Source organism: Bacillus alveayuensis (assembly GCA_030812955.1).
Taxonomy (GTDB): Bacteria; Bacillota; Bacilli; order Bacillales; family Aeribacillaceae; genus Bacillus_CB; species Bacillus_CB alveayuensis.
In genome coordinates this window covers 855,158-870,931 of the sequence record JAUSTR010000001.1, presented here as the reverse complement: position 1 = coordinate 870,931, position 15,774 = coordinate 855,158, and the positions used below count along the sequence as shown (strand labels likewise).

General features: G+C 37.0%; 14 protein-coding genes. All 14 read right to left on the bottom strand.

Annotated features, from left to right (window positions below):
• Positions 1 to 153: 153 nt before the first annotated feature.
• The 14 genes from spoVS to J2S06_RS04325 all read right to left on the bottom strand — a co-directional run bounded on the left by spoVS (position 154) and on the right by J2S06_RS04325 (position 15,696).
• Entirely contained in the window at positions 154 to 414 is a 261-nt protein-coding gene (gene spoVS / locus J2S06_RS04390) for a stage V sporulation protein SpoVS (protein ID WP_003181955.1), read from the bottom strand.
• Positions 415 to 665: 251 nt separating this feature from the next.
• Positions 666 to 1,460, bottom strand: coding sequence for a TIGR00282 family metallophosphoesterase (locus tag J2S06_RS04385; protein WP_419151385.1), 795 nt, complete (start codon positions 1,458 to 1,460; stop codon positions 666 to 668).
• Positions 1,461 to 1,561: 101 nt separating this feature from the next.
• A complete protein-coding gene (gene rny / locus J2S06_RS04380; protein WP_044746904.1) occupies positions 1,562 to 3,121 on the bottom strand; it encodes a ribonuclease Y in 1,560 nt (519 codons plus the stop codon).
• A gap of 411 nt (positions 3,122 to 3,532) precedes the next feature.
• Positions 3,533 to 4,570: a recombinase RecA gene (gene recA, locus J2S06_RS04375; protein WP_419151384.1), complete on the bottom strand. Its 1,038-nt coding sequence runs from the start codon at positions 4,568 to 4,570 to the stop codon at positions 3,533 to 3,535.
• A 179-nt stretch (positions 4,571 to 4,749) separates the two neighbouring features.
• Positions 4,750 to 5,997 (bottom strand): competence/damage-inducible protein A, encoded by a 1,248-nt coding sequence (locus tag J2S06_RS04370; RefSeq protein WP_419151462.1) that lies wholly within the window; start codon positions 5,995 to 5,997, stop codon positions 4,750 to 4,752.
• An 8-nt stretch (positions 5,998 to 6,005) separates the two neighbouring features.
• Positions 6,006 to 6,584 (bottom strand): CDP-diacylglycerol--glycerol-3-phosphate 3-phosphatidyltransferase, encoded by a 579-nt coding sequence (gene pgsA, locus J2S06_RS04365; protein WP_044746901.1) that lies wholly within the window; start codon positions 6,582 to 6,584, stop codon positions 6,006 to 6,008.
• A 73-nt stretch (positions 6,585 to 6,657) separates the two neighbouring features.
• On the bottom strand, positions 6,658 to 7,542 hold the full coding sequence (locus J2S06_RS04360) for a helix-turn-helix domain-containing protein (RefSeq protein WP_419151383.1): 885 nt from the start codon (positions 7,540 to 7,542) through the stop codon (positions 6,658 to 6,660).
• 13 nt (positions 7,543 to 7,555) lie between these two features.
• Complete coding sequence (locus J2S06_RS04355; RefSeq protein WP_419151382.1) at positions 7,556 to 8,347, bottom strand: DUF3388 domain-containing protein; 792 nt, start codon at positions 8,345 to 8,347, stop codon at positions 7,556 to 7,558.
• A 160-nt stretch (positions 8,348 to 8,507) separates the two neighbouring features.
• Complete coding sequence (locus J2S06_RS04350) at positions 8,508 to 8,759, bottom strand: DUF3243 domain-containing protein (protein ID WP_044746898.1); 252 nt, start codon at positions 8,757 to 8,759, stop codon at positions 8,508 to 8,510.
• Positions 8,760 to 8,832: 73 nt separating this feature from the next.
• Positions 8,833 to 9,549: an elongation factor P 5-aminopentanone reductase gene (gene ymfI, locus J2S06_RS04345; RefSeq protein WP_419151381.1), complete on the bottom strand. Its 717-nt coding sequence runs from the start codon at positions 9,547 to 9,549 to the stop codon at positions 8,833 to 8,835.
• Between the two features lie 52 nt (positions 9,550 to 9,601).
• Positions 9,602 to 10,903 (bottom strand): EF-P 5-aminopentanol modification-associated protein YfmH, encoded by a 1,302-nt coding sequence (gene yfmH / locus J2S06_RS04340; protein ID WP_419151380.1) that lies wholly within the window; start codon positions 10,901 to 10,903, stop codon positions 9,602 to 9,604.
• Positions 10,900 to 12,189, bottom strand: a complete 1,290-nt coding sequence (gene yfmF / locus J2S06_RS04335; protein ID WP_419151379.1) for an EF-P 5-aminopentanol modification-associated protein YfmF — start codon at positions 12,187 to 12,189, stop codon at positions 10,900 to 10,902. Before yfmF ends, yfmH begins: the two co-directional genes overlap by 4 nt.
• Before the next feature lie 235 nt (positions 12,190 to 12,424).
• Positions 12,425 to 13,150: a GntR family transcriptional regulator gene (locus tag J2S06_RS04330; RefSeq protein ID WP_419151378.1), complete on the bottom strand. Its 726-nt coding sequence runs from the start codon at positions 13,148 to 13,150 to the stop codon at positions 12,425 to 12,427.
• Positions 13,151 to 13,374: 224 nt separating this feature from the next.
• A complete protein-coding gene (locus J2S06_RS04325) occupies positions 13,375 to 15,696 on the bottom strand; it encodes an FtsK/SpoIIIE family DNA translocase (protein WP_419151377.1) in 2,322 nt (773 codons plus the stop codon).
• Between the last annotated feature and the right edge of the window lie 78 nt (positions 15,697 to 15,774).

The following is a 15,774-nucleotide window of genomic DNA, read 5'->3' as shown; positions in this document are numbered from 1 at the left end:
ATGATGATTATTATAATAAATCCGATAAGATTTATCAACTTTATTTTCATTAAAAATTAAGAGGCTTCCCTATAAGACTCGTGACAGACCCCAATACAACTGGGTTCAGACGCCTATAGGACAGCCTCTTGTACATGTAAGAAGACTTATTTATTATCTAGGTTCAACAATCAGCTTTATAGCCGTTCTTTCCTCTCCATCAATTTGAATGTCCGTAAAGGCAGGAATACAAATTAAGTCAACACCACTTGGTGCAACGAATCCTCTTGCGATTGCTACTGCTTTTACTGCTTGGTTCAATGCACCAGCTCCAATCGCTTGAATTTCTGCGGCACCACGTTCTCTTAACACACCAGCAAGTGCCCCTGCAACAGAATTAGGATTTGATTTTGCTGAAACTTTTAATATTTCCATTTCTAGTTCCCCCTTATTTTTACAATAGATCGTGAGTGTTCATTAGAACAATTCCTATTAGAATTAAAATTGTTCAAAAAGTTTCCCATCCCATTTTGAACAATATCGATTTTCTTATGGTTACTATATTCACTAGTCACTTGCCGTATTCCTGCTAATTTTATGATTTTTTCTAAAAATTACAGCAGATTTTTTTATGAACATCTTAATTTATGATATTTATGACACAAGAGCTTCCATTTCAAACTCGATTACTCGAAAAATACATTGTCGTCATTGATCATAATTCGCTTAATCGAAGAAGCTTTTCCATTCTGTTCATTAATATCAATGATAACGGCGTTCAATTGTGTCCTTCCTTCCGCAATTTCAAAGCGAACTGGTAAACTTGTTAAAAATTTTTTGATTACCGCTTCACGGTCAACACCTAATATTCCATCAAAAGGTCCGGTCATGCCCACATCTGTTATGTACGCTGTTCCTTTTTCAAGTAAGCGTTCATCTGCCGTTTGAACATGTGTGTGCGTTCCGACAACGGCTGAAACTTTTCCATCTAAATACCATCCCATCGCTTGCTTTTCACTCGTTGCTTCTGCATGAAAATCAACAAAAATGAATGGGGTTCTTTTTTTTACTTCTTTGATTATCTCTTCCGCCTTTCGAAAAGGACAATCGATAGACGGTAAAAATGTTCTGCCTTGCAAATTAATGACGGCAAGTTCTTTTCCTTCGACTGAAACATATATGAACCCTTTTCCTGGGGTTCCCTCAGGGAAATTGGCTGGTCGAATCATTTGTTTAGCATGATCCATAAACTCAAATATATCTTTTTTATCCCATGTATGATTCCCCATCGTAATGACTTGTGCTCCGCTTTCAAGTAGTTGATGATAAATTTTTTCTGTCATCCCTTTCCCATGCGCAGCATTTTCTCCATTAACAATTGTTACATGTGGATTATATTTTGCTTTTAATTTAGGTAAATATCTTATGACCATCTCCCTGCCAGGAGAACCAACTATATCGCCTACAAATAATACTCTCATGAATGAAGCCCTTTCTAATCCATTATTAGTTTAAACGCACTTTCTGAATATAGTTTGGCATAAATAACCGAAAAAATAAAGTGGCGCCTTACAGCACCACTTTATTTTGCATATTCAACGGCACGTGTTTCACGAATAACCGTGACTTTTATATGGCCTGGATAATCAAGCTCCTCTTCAATTCGTTTGCGAATATCTCGAGCTAAACGATGTGCTTCTAAATCGTCAATGGCATCAGGTTTTACCATAATACGCACTTCACGACCAGCTTGAATAGCGTATGATTTTTCCACACCTTCAAACGACTCGGAAATTTCTTCGAGCTTTTCTAAGCGACGAATGTAATTTTCAAGTGTTTCACTACGTGCACCGGGCCGAGCAGCTGACAGAGCATCTGCGGCTGCAACTAGGACAGCAATAATTGATTTTGGTTCCTCATCGCCGTGGTGAGAAGCGATACTGTTGATCACTACCGGGTGTTCTTTATATTTCGTTGCTAATTCAACACCAATTTCAACGTGACTTCCTTCCACTTCATGGTCAATCGCTTTACCAATGTCATGCAACAGTCCTGCACGTCTTGCAAGCATTTCATCTTCACCTAGTTCAGCAGCCATTAACCCTGTTAAAAATGCTACTTCCATCGAATGTTTTAGCACATTTTGACCATAGCTTGTTCGAAATTTTAAACGACCTAATATTTTAATTAAGTCTGGATGCAATCCGTGAACTCCAACTTCAAAAGTCGTTTGCTCACCAACTTCTCGGATGTATTCATCCACTTCACGACGAGATTTTTCCACCATCTCTTCAATTCGTGCAGGATGAATACGTCCATCTTGTACAAGCTTGTCTAACGCAATTCTAGCCGTTTCTCGACGAATTGGATCAAAGCCTGAAAGAATGACAGCTTCAGGTGTATCATCAATAATAAGATCTATTCCCGTTAATGTTTCCAACGTGCGAATATTTCGTCCTTCACGACCGATAATCCGACCTTTCATTTCATCGTTCGGTAAGTTTACAACAGATACAGTTGTTTCGGCAACATGATCAGCAGCACAACGTTGGATGGCAAGGGAAAGAATCGCTTTTGCCTTTTTATCCGCTTCTTCTTTTGCGCGGCTTTCTGCTTCCTTCACCATGACTGCAATTTCATGGGAAAGCTCATTTTCAACTCGCTCTAAAATCAATTGTTTTGCTTCTTCACGAGTAAGACCAGAAATACGTTCTAACTCAGCTTGCTGCTCCTTTACCATCTCGTCCACTTTGCTTTCCATCTCTTCAATATGCTGTTGTCTTTCGTTAAGAGAATCTTCTTTTTTCTCAAGCATTGCTTCACGTTTTTCTAATATTTCATCTTTGCGATCGAGATTCTCTTCTTTTTGTAACAATCGATTTTCTTGTTTTTGCAACTCATTTCGTCTTTCGCGAATCTCTTTTTCAGCTTCAAGACGAAGCTTATGAATCTCATCCTTTGCTTCTAATAACGCTTCTTTTTTCGTTGCTTCTGCTTCCCGCTTTGCGTCTTCTATGATTTGCACGGCGGCATTTTTTGCCCCGGCAATCTTCGCTTCAGCAATGGATTTTCGTGCGAAATAACCAACAACTGCACCGACGATTAGGCCAAGCAAAATGGAGATGATTTCAATGGTACCCATTATTTTCACCTCCTCTTGCTATGAACTTGTTAACTTTCAAAATGTCGGTATTCATCATTTTGGATTTGCCAAGCTAGAGCGCCTAACCCTTGTCCAAACAATCTTTTCCTACGAAATGATCAACATTTCAAGAAAAATGGCTTATTCAAAGCCTTTTTGTCTTGGACCGTGCAGGCAGTAAAAGTGCTAGCTTTGCGCTTACGCTTTTCCTTACTGAATGTTCATCGTTAGCTTTAAAAGCTAATCATTCACAGAAAAATGTAAAATATACATATTAATTGTAATTGTGGGATTTCCCCTTGTCAAGTATACCTTCTTAACACCATCCATATTTTACCATTTTATTCATTAGCTAGCTTTCTGATATATATTAAAAGCACACTTTCACAAATGAAGTGTGCTTTCCACTCTTTATTCATCATCTAACAAAAATTCTTCCTGTCCGTTGTCCATATGTTCATTTGTCGAAAGGCCATAAGCTTTTCGGATTTCTTGCTGAATTTCCGCTGCAATATCTGGATTTTCACGTAAGAATTGCTTCGCATTTTCGCGTCCTTGTCCTAAACGCTCATCTTTATAAGAATACCAGGAGCCGCTTTTTTGAACAATATCTAGCTCAGAACCGAGATCGATGATTTCTCCCTCTTTTGAAATCCCTTCTCCATACATAATGTCTACTTCAGCTGTTCTAAATGGAGGAGCCACTTTGTTTTTTACAACTTTTATTTTCGTTTTGTTCCCAACCATGTCGTTTCCTTGTTTTAGCTGCTCGGCGCGGCGTACTTCTAATCGAACGGAAGAATAAAATTTAAGGGCGCGTCCACCAGGAGTTGTTTCTGGGTTTCCAAACATGACGCCAACTTTTTCGCGTATTTGGTTAATAAATATCGCAATCGTTTTCGATTTATTAATCGCACCAGATAGCTTGCGTAATGCTTGAGACATTAAACGTGCCTGCAAACCAACATGTGAATCTCCCATTTCACCCTCAATTTCTGCTTTCGGAACTAAAGCTGCTACAGAATCGATGACAATAATATCTACTGCACCGCTTCGGACAAGAGCTTCGGCGATCTCTAACGCTTGCTCACCTGTGTCAGGCTGTGAAAGCAATAGCTCATCAATATTAACACCTAATTTTTGCGCATAAACTGGATCTAAGGCATGCTCCGCATCAATAAAGGCAGCCTGTCCTCCTTGTGCTTGCACCTCTGCAATGGCATGTAGCGCAACGGTTGTTTTACCAGAACTTTCTGGACCATATATTTCAATAATCCGCCCTCTCGGATAGCCACCGACACCGAGTGCGGCATCTAATGCTAATGAACCGCTCGGAACAGTTGAAATTTTTCGTTCAGCCTGTTCGCCAAGCTTCATAATCGATCCTTTACCAAATTGTTTTTCAATTTGTTTTAGCGCCATTTCCAGCGCTGCTTGACGATCACTCACCATGTTTCCTCCTTTTATAATAGACTACATTAAATATACATTGTTTTTAGCCATTTGCCAAGAAAAAACGAACATTTATTCGTTTTTTCGTTTTATCAAGATTTTGCTATTAAAAAATTGGGTTTTCGATTGGAATAAGTACATTTTTGCATTTTTTCGTGAAAAGAAAAATAAAAAATCTAGCAATCAAGCATTTTCATTAAATGATAGCACCCATAATTTACCGTTCGCTTTCGAATACTGTCGCGTGATCCAGCAAGATGTAGCTCGTACACATTTGTTTTTTCTTTTGTCGCAATTCCAACAAAAACCGTACCGACAGATTGATTTTCAAGCGGCTCTGGTCCAGCAACCCCTGTAAAGCTAATCCCAATATCACTTCCGATTAATGTGCGAACGTTTTCAGCCATTTCTTTGGCGCATTGTCTGCTTACTGCTCCATATTTTTGAAGTGTCTCCTTTTTCACATGGAGCATTTGTTGTTTCACTTCATTTGTATAACTTACAACTCCTCCTTTAACTACTTGAGAGGCGCCTGAAATATTCGTAAGCAGTTGCAAAAACAGCCCCCCTGTTAAGCTTTCGGCACTAGCAATCGTAAATTGAATTGCTTGAAGCCGTCTCAATATTTGTTCTGGCAAGGACGTTTCATCATAACCATAAAAATATTGACCTACCCTTGCTAAAATATAATCTTCCATCTGATCCAGCAATTGTTCAGCCTGTTTCTGATCATGATGTTTCGCTGTAATCCGCAAGGTCACTTCACCGTCTTTGGCTAATGGGGCAATGGTAGGATTGGATTGTTTATCAATTAAATCTTCAATTTCTGTTTCTAATTGTGATTCGCCAATTCCGAAAAACCTTAATACACGAGAAGTAATCGTATCGTTCGCACCGAGCTGATCTTTTAAATAAGGAATTCCATAATTTAAAAACATCGGTTTCATTTCTTTCGGTGGTCCTGGTAGAAGCATCCATATTTTCCCTTCATGTTGAAACGCCATACCAGGAGCCATACCATGATCATTAGGCAAAACATAGGAATCGGAAATGACGAATGCTTGTTTGCGGTTATTTTCAGACATCTTTCGCTTCGTTTTTTGAAAATAATCTTCAATTTGTTTCATCGATTGCTGATGAAGCGAAAGTGTTCGATTGAACATATGAGCGATCGTTTCCTTCGTTACATCATCTTTCGTAGGACCAAGACCTCCAGTAAAGATGATGAGATCCGATCGGCTCCTAGCTATTTCAATGGTCTTTTGTAGTCTTGTCGTATTATCGCCAACAACCGTATGATAATAAACATTCACTCCTAATTCTGCTAATTGCTTTGATAAAAATTGCGCATTTGTATTCGCAATTTGACCGAGTAATAATTCAGATCCTACAGCAATAATTTCCGCATTCGCCTTCATACTCAGGCCCCCTTTTATTTCGAATTGACAAAAGCATGTTTATTTTTCATAAAATAATCTAAACCTGAAATGATAGTGAAAATGACGGCAATCCATAAGGCGATGTTAGAAAATGGAAAGCCGAATAATGAAAACGGCAAATTATGTAATAATAGTGCGGAAATTGCGACAATTTGAGTCCATGTTTTAATTTTACCAAGCATATTTGCCGCCACAACTTCTCCTTCCCCTGCGAGTACTAAGCGCAAGCCTGTCACTGCAAACTCACGGCTAATAATGATGATCACCATCCATGAGGGAGCAAGAGAAAGTTCCACTAAAATAATTAAGGCAGCTGATACTAATAGTTTATCAGCTAGAGGATCTAAAAATTTCCCTAAATTGGTGACTAAACCAAGCTTTCGAGCAAAATAACCATCAATCCAGTCTGTTGTAGAAGCTAAAATGAAAATAAGCGCACCAATGAAATGGGTGATTGGCAGCGTATGAGAATCAATGGTGAAAACCCCCCAATCAAAAGGAACGAGCATCACCACCATAAAAACAGGTATGAGAAAAATTCTGGCTATCGTAATTTTATTAGGTAAATTCATTGTTTTTCACCCTCCAAAAAAATTTTACAGGTTCTGTCATATAACGACTATTTGTAGGCAAAGAAAAAGTCATCTATGACGATGACTTTTTAAAGACAATAGTCATTTCTTGGCGAACAACATTTTTCGGATCGATTTCATAAGGGACCTCTTGATCATTAATCAAGATGGTGGCATCTGAAGCGTCGCCAATGACGATGTTGATGTTGCTTTCTGCCGATAAATCAAAGGATTTTTCTTGATCTTCGTACATCATTCCTTGGAAAAAGGTATTCCCTTTACTGTTTTTTACTTCTATCCATGTATCTCCTTTTGAGGTAATCTTTAAAGTAAATTGATCCGTATTCGTTAATTCATAAACGGTTTTAGAATTCGTTTTTTCGGTAACCGTTAATTGTTGATTGAGCTCTTCAGACGAATTCGACTGCTCAGGAGCTTTTTCTTCAACTTGTTCTTTTTCGGTTATTGAATCTTCTTTTTCACTAGGAGATACTCCAGATGTCTCGATCCTTACCTCATTCACTTCATCATCTTGATGTACACTTTCTTGCTGATCATTGTTCATCACTTTTTGAACGAGAACCCAAACAATGATCGCAAGGACGATTAGCGCAAATGCCATTAATACCTTTGGAAGAAGCTCTAATGCTTTAGTAGCCGATTTTGACATTTGCCTATGTGTCCGTACACGAGAAAGCTGCTCAGGAATATCATCCTCGTATGTATTTGGGATTTCATTTTGAAACTGATCGAACACCTCATCTGGATCTAAACCGACTGCTTCAGCATATTGCTTAATGAAAGCACGCACATAAAAATTGCCAGGCATGACCGCATAATTTCCTTCTTCGATTCCTAATAAATAACGCTTTTGAATTTTTGTCATTTGTTGGAGATCATCAAGGGAATAATTTTTTTCCAGACGTGCTTGTTTGAGATGGTTACCTAGCTCACTCACTTGTAACACCTTCCTAAAATTCGAATCCATTAAAGCCTGATGGATCAAACATTTGTCGATCATCAACTAATTCATATGTAATTTCTTCATCTGGGTCATGGCGTAGCTCAATAATATAATCAAAGTCATCCATCGTATATTCAGTATTTTGCACAAAAACATCTGGGTGTTCAACTACTTTCGTAGCTGGAAGACGCATAACTTCTCTCACTAATTGCATATGTCGTTCATTCCCTCGCTTCGTTGTCACAACCCCATCTAATATAAATACATGGTCCACATTATATTCATCAGCAATTAGTTGACTGCGAATGGTTTGTTTTAATAGAGTGGATGATAAAAAAAGCCATCGCTTATTTGCACAAACACTTGCCGCAACTATGGATTCTGTTTTCCCCACACGTGGCATGCCGCGAATACCTATTAATTTATGTCCTTCGCGTTTAAACATCTCTGCCATAAAATCGACAAGAATTCCGAGCTCATCGCGAACGAAGCGAAACGTTTTTTTATCATCGGCATCACGTTGAATATAACGACCATGTCTGACAGCTAGCCGATCACGCAGCTTAGGCTGTCTTAGCTTCGTAACGGTAATATTATCCATTGTATTTAAAATGGATTCAAGACGTTTGATTTGTTCATAGCTATCACATTTTAAGAGCAGTCCACGCCTTTTATCGTCAACACCATTGATCGTAACAATATTAATACGAAGCATGCCAAGAAGAGAGGAAATATCACCTAAAAGCCCCGGTCTATTTTTTTGAATTTGATATTCTAAATACCACTCTAATTTCGCCAATGACTTAGACCCCCAATACTATATAGCACCTCTATGCCTATAATATATTATTTTAGGCAATAACGAAAGAATAAATCTATTTACGAAAGTAATAAAAAAGAGAGGAACTCCCCTCTCTAGCGATCTGAAATCATGGCAAAAAGAGAGGAATGCTCCTCTCTTAGTGAGTATTTTGGACTAATTTGACCATCACGCTTGCAATCGCATGCTGTTCATCTTCAGAAGCTACACGCCAAAGATCAGCTAAAACTTTTTCTTCCGGTGTTCTCGGTTCAACTTGTTTTGCTAAATAATCTCCAATTTCATAAGCTAATGATGAAATCACCTCATTATTCAAGCCTTGTTGTTGAGCTTGTTGAAGACGATCTCCTAAAAAATCTTTCCATTGATGCCAATTATCTAAAACAGACATATCATTCCCTCCTTTATTTCGTATACAAAATTATTTTTCCTTTCTTATTACGGTTTTATGCAGGAGGGAATTGTTAACAATACCAGCCGCCATTCACCGATAAAACCTGTCCCGTAATATACGAAGATTGTTCACTCGCTAGAAAATAGGCAGCATTTGCGACTTCCTCTGGCATTCCAAATCGTCCAAAGGGAATTTCTTCCATAATCATTTCTTTTTCTTCCTGAGACAAGTGGTCATTCATTTTTGTATAAATAGCGCCAGGTGCAATGGCGTTAACGCGGATGCCAGTCGGAGCAAGCTCTTTTGCTAATGCTTTAACAAAAGAAATTTGCCCGCCTTTTACCATCGAATAGGCGACTTCACATGCTGCACCTGTTAAGCCCCAAATGGAGGAGACCATAATGATACTTCCCTTTTTTCTTTCAATCATTTTCGGAACAATTTGCTGTGTTAAATAAAAAGGTGCTTTTAAATGGATCGACAATAATGATTGAAATTCCTTATGTGTTACATCTTGAATCAAACCGTAATGTGAAGTGCCGCTTGCGTATATCACCACATCAAGCGGCTCCGTAATTTGTTCAGCTGCTTGAAAAATCTCTGATTCAATAGAAAAATCGGCTTGTATCGGCACAATTTTCGTCTTTGGATATTTTCGCATTAATTCTTGTATTGGCTTTTGATGATTGCGATAATGTATATAAAGAGAGTACCCTTCTTGTGCAAATTTTTCACTAATGGCAAGGCCAATTCCACCGCTTCCTCCGGTAAGAAAAACTGTTTTCATCCTTTCACCTTTCTATATGAAAAAATTCTACATTACCTTTATAGAATATATTTCATCCTTCTTTCTTATATTGTTTTGGTATGACTTGACAAACAGTTATACGATCTTCTTGTACGTTTTGCTGCAATACGTTTTCAATATCTTCTATTGATAATTTTTCTAACATTGGAACGACATCGAATAAATTCATCTCATTAAAGGCATATCGAGTAAACTGGTTAGCAATAAATTCTGGAGAATTAAGAGTCCTTAGAAACGTACCAATTTTTTTCTTTTTCGCTTTTTCTAGCTGTTCATTTGTTAAGGAATGTTCTTTCGCTCGTTTCAACGTTTCATGAATGGTTTCAGCTAGCTTATCTGGCTCTGATGTGTCTCCACCAATCATCGCAAATCCAAAACTAAATTCCTCCGTGTAATCATAGCTAAACGTATCATCAATTAAACCTTTTGTATACATGAGCTCATAAGCATCGGAGCTTTTCCCAAAAAGCATTTCCAATAATAAATTCATACTGAGTTCATGTTTTAACAAATCTTCACCCTTTCGGTACGGTTGATAAGCTTTTATACCGACTAAACATTTCGATGATTGAACATTCATATATATTTTTTCGAGAGGCTTAAAAACAGACTCTCGCTCTTCAATTGTAGCTCGCTTGATTTCTTGTTTCGCTGAAAACTGTTTTTTCGCTTGATTTTCCCGTACTTGATCCATTATTTTTTCAGGATTCACAGGGCCAACGATAAATAAAAGCATATTGCTTGGATGGTAAAATGTCTCATAACATACATATAACATTTCTTTCGTAATCTGATCGATAGAATCAATCGTCCCCGCAATATCGATCCGAACAGGATGGTTTTCATACATATTTCGAATTAAGCCAAAATAGACACGCCAATCTGGATTATCATCATACATGTTAATTTCTTGACCGATAATCCCCTTTTCTTTTTCAACCGTTTGCTCGGTAAAATATGGGGATTGTACAAAATCGATTAACGTTTCTAAATTTTGTTCAACATTTGCCGTGCTTGAAAATAAATAGGCTGTACGAGTAAAGGAAGTAAAAGCATTCGAAGAAGCCCCTTGTTTACTAAATTGCTGAAAAACGTCACCATCTTCTTTTTCAAATAGTTTATGCTCTAAAAAATGAGCAATTCCATCAGGTACTGAAATCATCTCCTCTTTTCCGATGGGAACAAATCGATTGTCAATTGAACCATATTTCGTCGTAAATGTCGCGTACGTTTTATGAAAACCTTGTTTGGGAAGAACATATACTTGAAGGCCATTTGCCATTTTTTCATAATATAACGTCTCATCTAACTGATTAAACTCAATCTGTCTCATCGTTCTCTATTACCTCCGTATCCTTTTAAAAAGTAAATCGTATCAAGCTTCATTTTATTAGCAAATGCCACTACATCTTTTTTCGTTACTTCGTGAATCCCTTTAATCCATTCTTCGATTGTTCGTTCTTTTTTAGCAAGCACGTTATTGTATAACACTTCCACCATTCCATAGGCTGTATCAATCGTTTCTAATAATTGATTTTGAATAATCGCTTTCGTTTGTCCTAATTCCTTTTCTGTAAATTCGCCATTTCTCATCGCTTCCATTTGTTCTTGGATGATGGACAAAGTTTTTTCATAATTGGACACTTCAATTCCTGACATGACAAATAATATTCCCTTATGGCTTTCCACTCTAGATGCTGCATAATAAGCTAAGCTTTCTTTTTCTCGAACGTTAATAAATAGTTTTGAATGAGAAAAGCCGCCAAAAATGCCGTTAAAAACTTGTAAAACATAATAATCATCATCTTGATAAAAAGTATTGGTTCGATATCCAATGTTTAGTTTTCCTTGTTTCACATCTTGCTCTTCGATTACTTCCTTTACGTCTTGACGAGAAAATTGCTTTGTTATGACTTCCTCATATCCTTTTCTCTCCACTAGTTGCGTAAAATGTTTATTTACATATTGTTGTATCGTCGTATGAGAAACATCGCCAACGATATACAAATCAATATCGTCTTGTCGCAGCACTTTCTGATAATAATCTGTTAAACTTTTCGCAGAAATAGATGGAATATCTTCCAATTCGCCGTTTACATGTAATCGATATGGTTCATTTTGACACATTTCTTGTACTAGCCGTAGGTTTGCATACCTCATCTTATCATCGAACACGGCTTGAATTCGTTGCTTTAATGTTCTTTTTTCTTGTTCAACGATGTCTTGAACGAATTTCCCCTTTTCCATATGTGGTTTTAACAAAATTTCCGCTAATAATTTGATCCCTTTTTCTAAAAGCGGCATTTGATCGTGCAAAAATTTTTCATTCGGAATTTCCAGTCGAATAGAAATAATATGATGTTCTCCCTTTTTGGACAATTCAACATGTAAAAAAGCTCCATATAAATCATCTAAATATTTTCTAAGTTGTGACGATGTTGGAAAAGACTCTGTTCCTCTTTGCAAAACATATGGAAGGATCGCTCGATGAGTCACATCTTCTTCTGTAAGAGGTGCTTTTAATTTTAAAATAAGCGTATTTGTTTTAAATTTTTTCGTTTGTACTGTATGTAGAGTCAGTCCGTTTAATTCAGCTTTTTTTTCCTCAATATAAGCCATTTTAGCCCTCCTTTTTAGCATTAAAAATGAATGATTTATTTAATGATAGTGTGGCCATTAATCATCTATATTGAAACATCCTCTTTTTGTCATTATAACAGCTAGGATAGATAGAAAGAAAAGAAATCGAACAACGATTTTCTACAATATCGTTATTTCTAAAACGAGAAAAAGAGACTGCGAATCGTTGCAGCCTCTCCAATAAGTTTACATAATCTTATTATTGTATACCACATTATGAAAATCTTTTTCGGACAACGTGAAAGCTAAATTTATCCGCACGAAAATAGTTGAGAGAATATAAAACCGGCCGATCCTGTTGATCAAAATGTACTTGTTTTAATAATAAAAGAGATGTTTCAGGATCACACTCTAATATCGGAGAAATTTTTTCATGATAACCGATTGGCTCGATGTTCGCAACGGCATAGCTAATTTGAGCACCACATTCTTCTAAAAGAACAAATAATGATTCTTGTTTATGATTAAAGGTAATTGGCAATATGGAACGCGGGATTTTATCTAAACAATAAACGACAGGTTGTCCATTGGCTGTGCGAACACGTTCTACTAACAATATTTCATCCTTTTTACTAACTTCTAATCGCTTCATATCATCTTCAGTTGGCCAAATAATAGAGGACGATAAAAAAATCGTACCTGGTTTCATGTTCGCATTTTTAATCATATTTGACACACTTTGGAGTTGTTCAATTCCAGAAGTAAAAAGTGGTTTTGAGCTAACAAAAGTTCCGACCCCGTGACGACGTATAATAACATTTTCTTCTTCCAAAATCCGGAGTGCTTCGCGAAGAGTTGCCCGACTCACTCCGAGCTTTTTCGAAAGTTCGAATTCTGAAGGAAGCTTTTCCTTCTCTTTATATACCCCTTTTTCAATATCTTCTTTTATTTTATCAATGACTTGTAAATATAAATGGCGATTGTCTGTTTTGATCGTCATAATGTGCCTCCATCAAAAAGTCATCACTTGTAAAAATAATCGAGATATAATATACCATGATTTGATCTATAAATAAAGAAAAAGTTTCAGAATGGTCGATACATTCAAAATAGAAAAAAGAACGAGAAAGTCACAAAAGCTTGTCGATAAAAGTTGACAAGCTTTTGTTAATGACCGGGAACAAAAAATGTTTAAAGACACTCTTTTGCAAATAACGTTCCAATTTACGAAGATAATTGTTCATATTGCTCTTTTGTTAGTAGCACTTGGCGAGGTTTACTTCCTTCATACGGACCGACGACCCCTCGTTCTTCCATCGCATCGATAAGTCTTGCTGCCCTCGTATAACCGATTCGAAATCTCCTTTGCAGCATCGATACACTGGCACTTTGCATTTCAATGACTAGTTGTACGGCTTCATCATATAATTCATCCGCCACTTCTTTTTCTACATCTACTGAATCATTTAGAATCATGTCTTCTTGATACTGAGCTTTTTGTTGGGAAATGACATAATCGACGACTTTTTCGACTTCTTCATCCGATAAAAAAGCCCCTTGTACTCGAATTGGTTTAGACGCACCTACCGGTAAGAACAACATATCTCCTCTCCCTAATAATTTTTCGGCACCTCCCATGTCTAAAATGGTTCGCGAATCCGTTTGCGACGAAACACTAAAAGCAATTCTTGATGGAATATTCGCTTTAATCACACCTGTTATGACATCAACAGAAGGGCGCTGTGTTGCGATAATTAAGTGAATTCCAGCTGCACGAGCCATTTGAGCTAAACGCGTAATACAATCTTCTACATCAGAAGATGCGACCATCATCAAATCAGCAAGTTCATCGACAATGACAACAATATATGGAAGCTCTAGTTGTTTCTCCTGTTGTTCAGCATTTTGTCTCCTTATCCATTCGTTGTACCCTTCAATATTGCGAGTCCCAGTATGTGAAAAAAGCTCGTACCTTCTTTCCATTTCATTGACAACCTTTTTCAATGCTTGAGACGCTTTTTTTGGATCTGTTACAACTGGGGTAAGTAAATGGGGAATTCCGTTATACACATTTAATTCTACCATTTTGGGATCAATCATCATCATTTTCACTTCATGAGGCTTCGCTCTCATTAAAATACTTGTAATGATTCCATTAATACATACACTTTTTCCGCTTCCTGTTGCTCCTGCCACCAACATGTGCGGCATTTTATTTAATTCAGCTAATACGGCTTCCCCTGTAATATCGCGCCCAAGTCCAATTAGCAGCTTTGAATTTGGTTTGTCGTTCGCTTTCGATTCAAGTACTTCTCTTAATGATACCATAGCCACTTCAGAGTTTGGTACTTCAATTCCCACTGCTGACTTACCTGGAATAGGCGCTTCGATGCGAATATCTTTCGCAGCAAGCGCTAATGCTAAATCATCACTTAAATTGACGATTTTACTGACTTTCACCCCAACATCTGGGTATACTTCATATTTTGTCACCGCTGGTCCTAAATGTACTTGTGTCACTTTCGCTTTCACACCAAAGCTCTGAAACGTTTTTTCAAGCTTACGTGCATTTTCGTAAATATTTTGCTTATCTGTATGTTGTCCACTATATTTTGGCAGAGATAATAATTCAATGGGTGGAAGCTGATAATCTTTATTTTCTTTCTCAACAATGTTGATCGCTCCAACAGACTCATCATCTGTTTTCTCTTGGTTTTGTTGAGAGTCTTTTTCCTGATTTGCTTCCTTTGATGAAACCGTTTCTTCTTGAGATCGATCCGTAAAACTTGAAATGATTGGTTGTATTGTCGGTTCTTCCTCCTCGACTACTTCTTTCTCATTCTTATCGTCAAATTGTTTTTGAATGGATTTCCTTTTTTTCTTTTGAATACTTCCTCTTTTAATGGAAGCAGGAAGGTGCTTCATATCTTCAACAAAAGCAAAAAATTGTTTCGTTAAGAACTTGAACATTGGGCTAAAAATGTTTTCCATAACGACCCCAAGAGATTTTCCTGTAAAAAGGATCATACCAATCATGATAAAACAATAAGCGACAATACGTGCTCCTTCAGCTGCAAATAAATAATAAAAACAAGCAAATAATATCGCACCTACCATTCCACCACCAAGGTCAGGTGAACTAATTTCTCCCCTTAATTCCATAAAGAATAGTTCCCATGTATTTAAAATAACACTTGGAGAAGCAAATGTTCCCCCTTTTGATAAATTATAAAATAGCTTGATATGACTTAATAATAAAATCGAACCAAAAATAAAATATATTCCGACTAGCTTACGTGTAAAGAGCATTGGTAATGATTTATTCCAAAAAATATATAAGGAAAATATAGCTAAGGCTAATATACAGACGATAAACCATTCACCAGTAAAAAATCGAAATAAGGAGATGATCGTACCACCAACAAAGCCTAAATCGGCTAATGAAATGATGGAAAGGGCAAACAATAGAAGCCCTGCAATTTCAAATTTTAATCGCTGTTGCCAGTTGTTTTTTTTCTTACGTTGTTTTCGTTTTTGTTTTGCCACTTAAAATCCCACCTGTAGCCTTTTTCTATGTCATGAAAAACAAGTGAATATGATGTAAAATATTCGATTCAGAATAAA

Excerpts from the sequence above, each read along its gene's own strand:
- J2S06_RS04385 (WP_419151385.1), bottom strand. The coding sequence starts at position 1,460 with ATGAGAGTATTATTTGTAGGCGATATAGTTGGTTCTCCTGGCAGGGAG.
- ymfI (WP_419151381.1), bottom strand. The coding sequence starts at position 9,549 with ATGAAAACAGTTTTTCTTACCGGAGGAAGCGGTGGAATTGGCCTTGCC.
- yfmH (WP_419151380.1), bottom strand. The coding sequence starts at position 10,903 with ATGAGACAGATTGAGTTTAATCAGTTAGATGAGACGTTATATTATGAA.
- J2S06_RS04330 (WP_419151378.1), bottom strand. The coding sequence starts at position 13,150 with ATGACGATCAAAACAGACAATCGCCATTTATATTTACAAGTCATTGAT.
- yfmF (WP_419151379.1), bottom strand. The coding sequence starts at position 12,189 with ATGGCTTATATTGAGGAAAAAAAAGCTGAATTAAACGGACTGACTCTA.
- J2S06_RS04350 (WP_044746898.1), bottom strand. The coding sequence starts at position 8,759 with ATGTCTGTTTTAGATAATTGGCATCAATGGAAAGATTTTTTAGGAGAT.
- spoVS (WP_003181955.1), bottom strand. The coding sequence starts at position 414 with ATGGAAATATTAAAAGTTTCAGCAAAATCAAATCCTAATTCTGTTGCA.
- pgsA (WP_044746901.1), bottom strand. The coding sequence starts at position 6,584 with ATGAATTTACCTAATAAAATTACGATAGCCAGAATTTTTCTCATACCT.
- rny (WP_044746904.1), bottom strand. The coding sequence starts at position 3,121 with ATGGGTACCATTGAAATCATCTCCATTTTGCTTGGCCTAATCGTCGGT.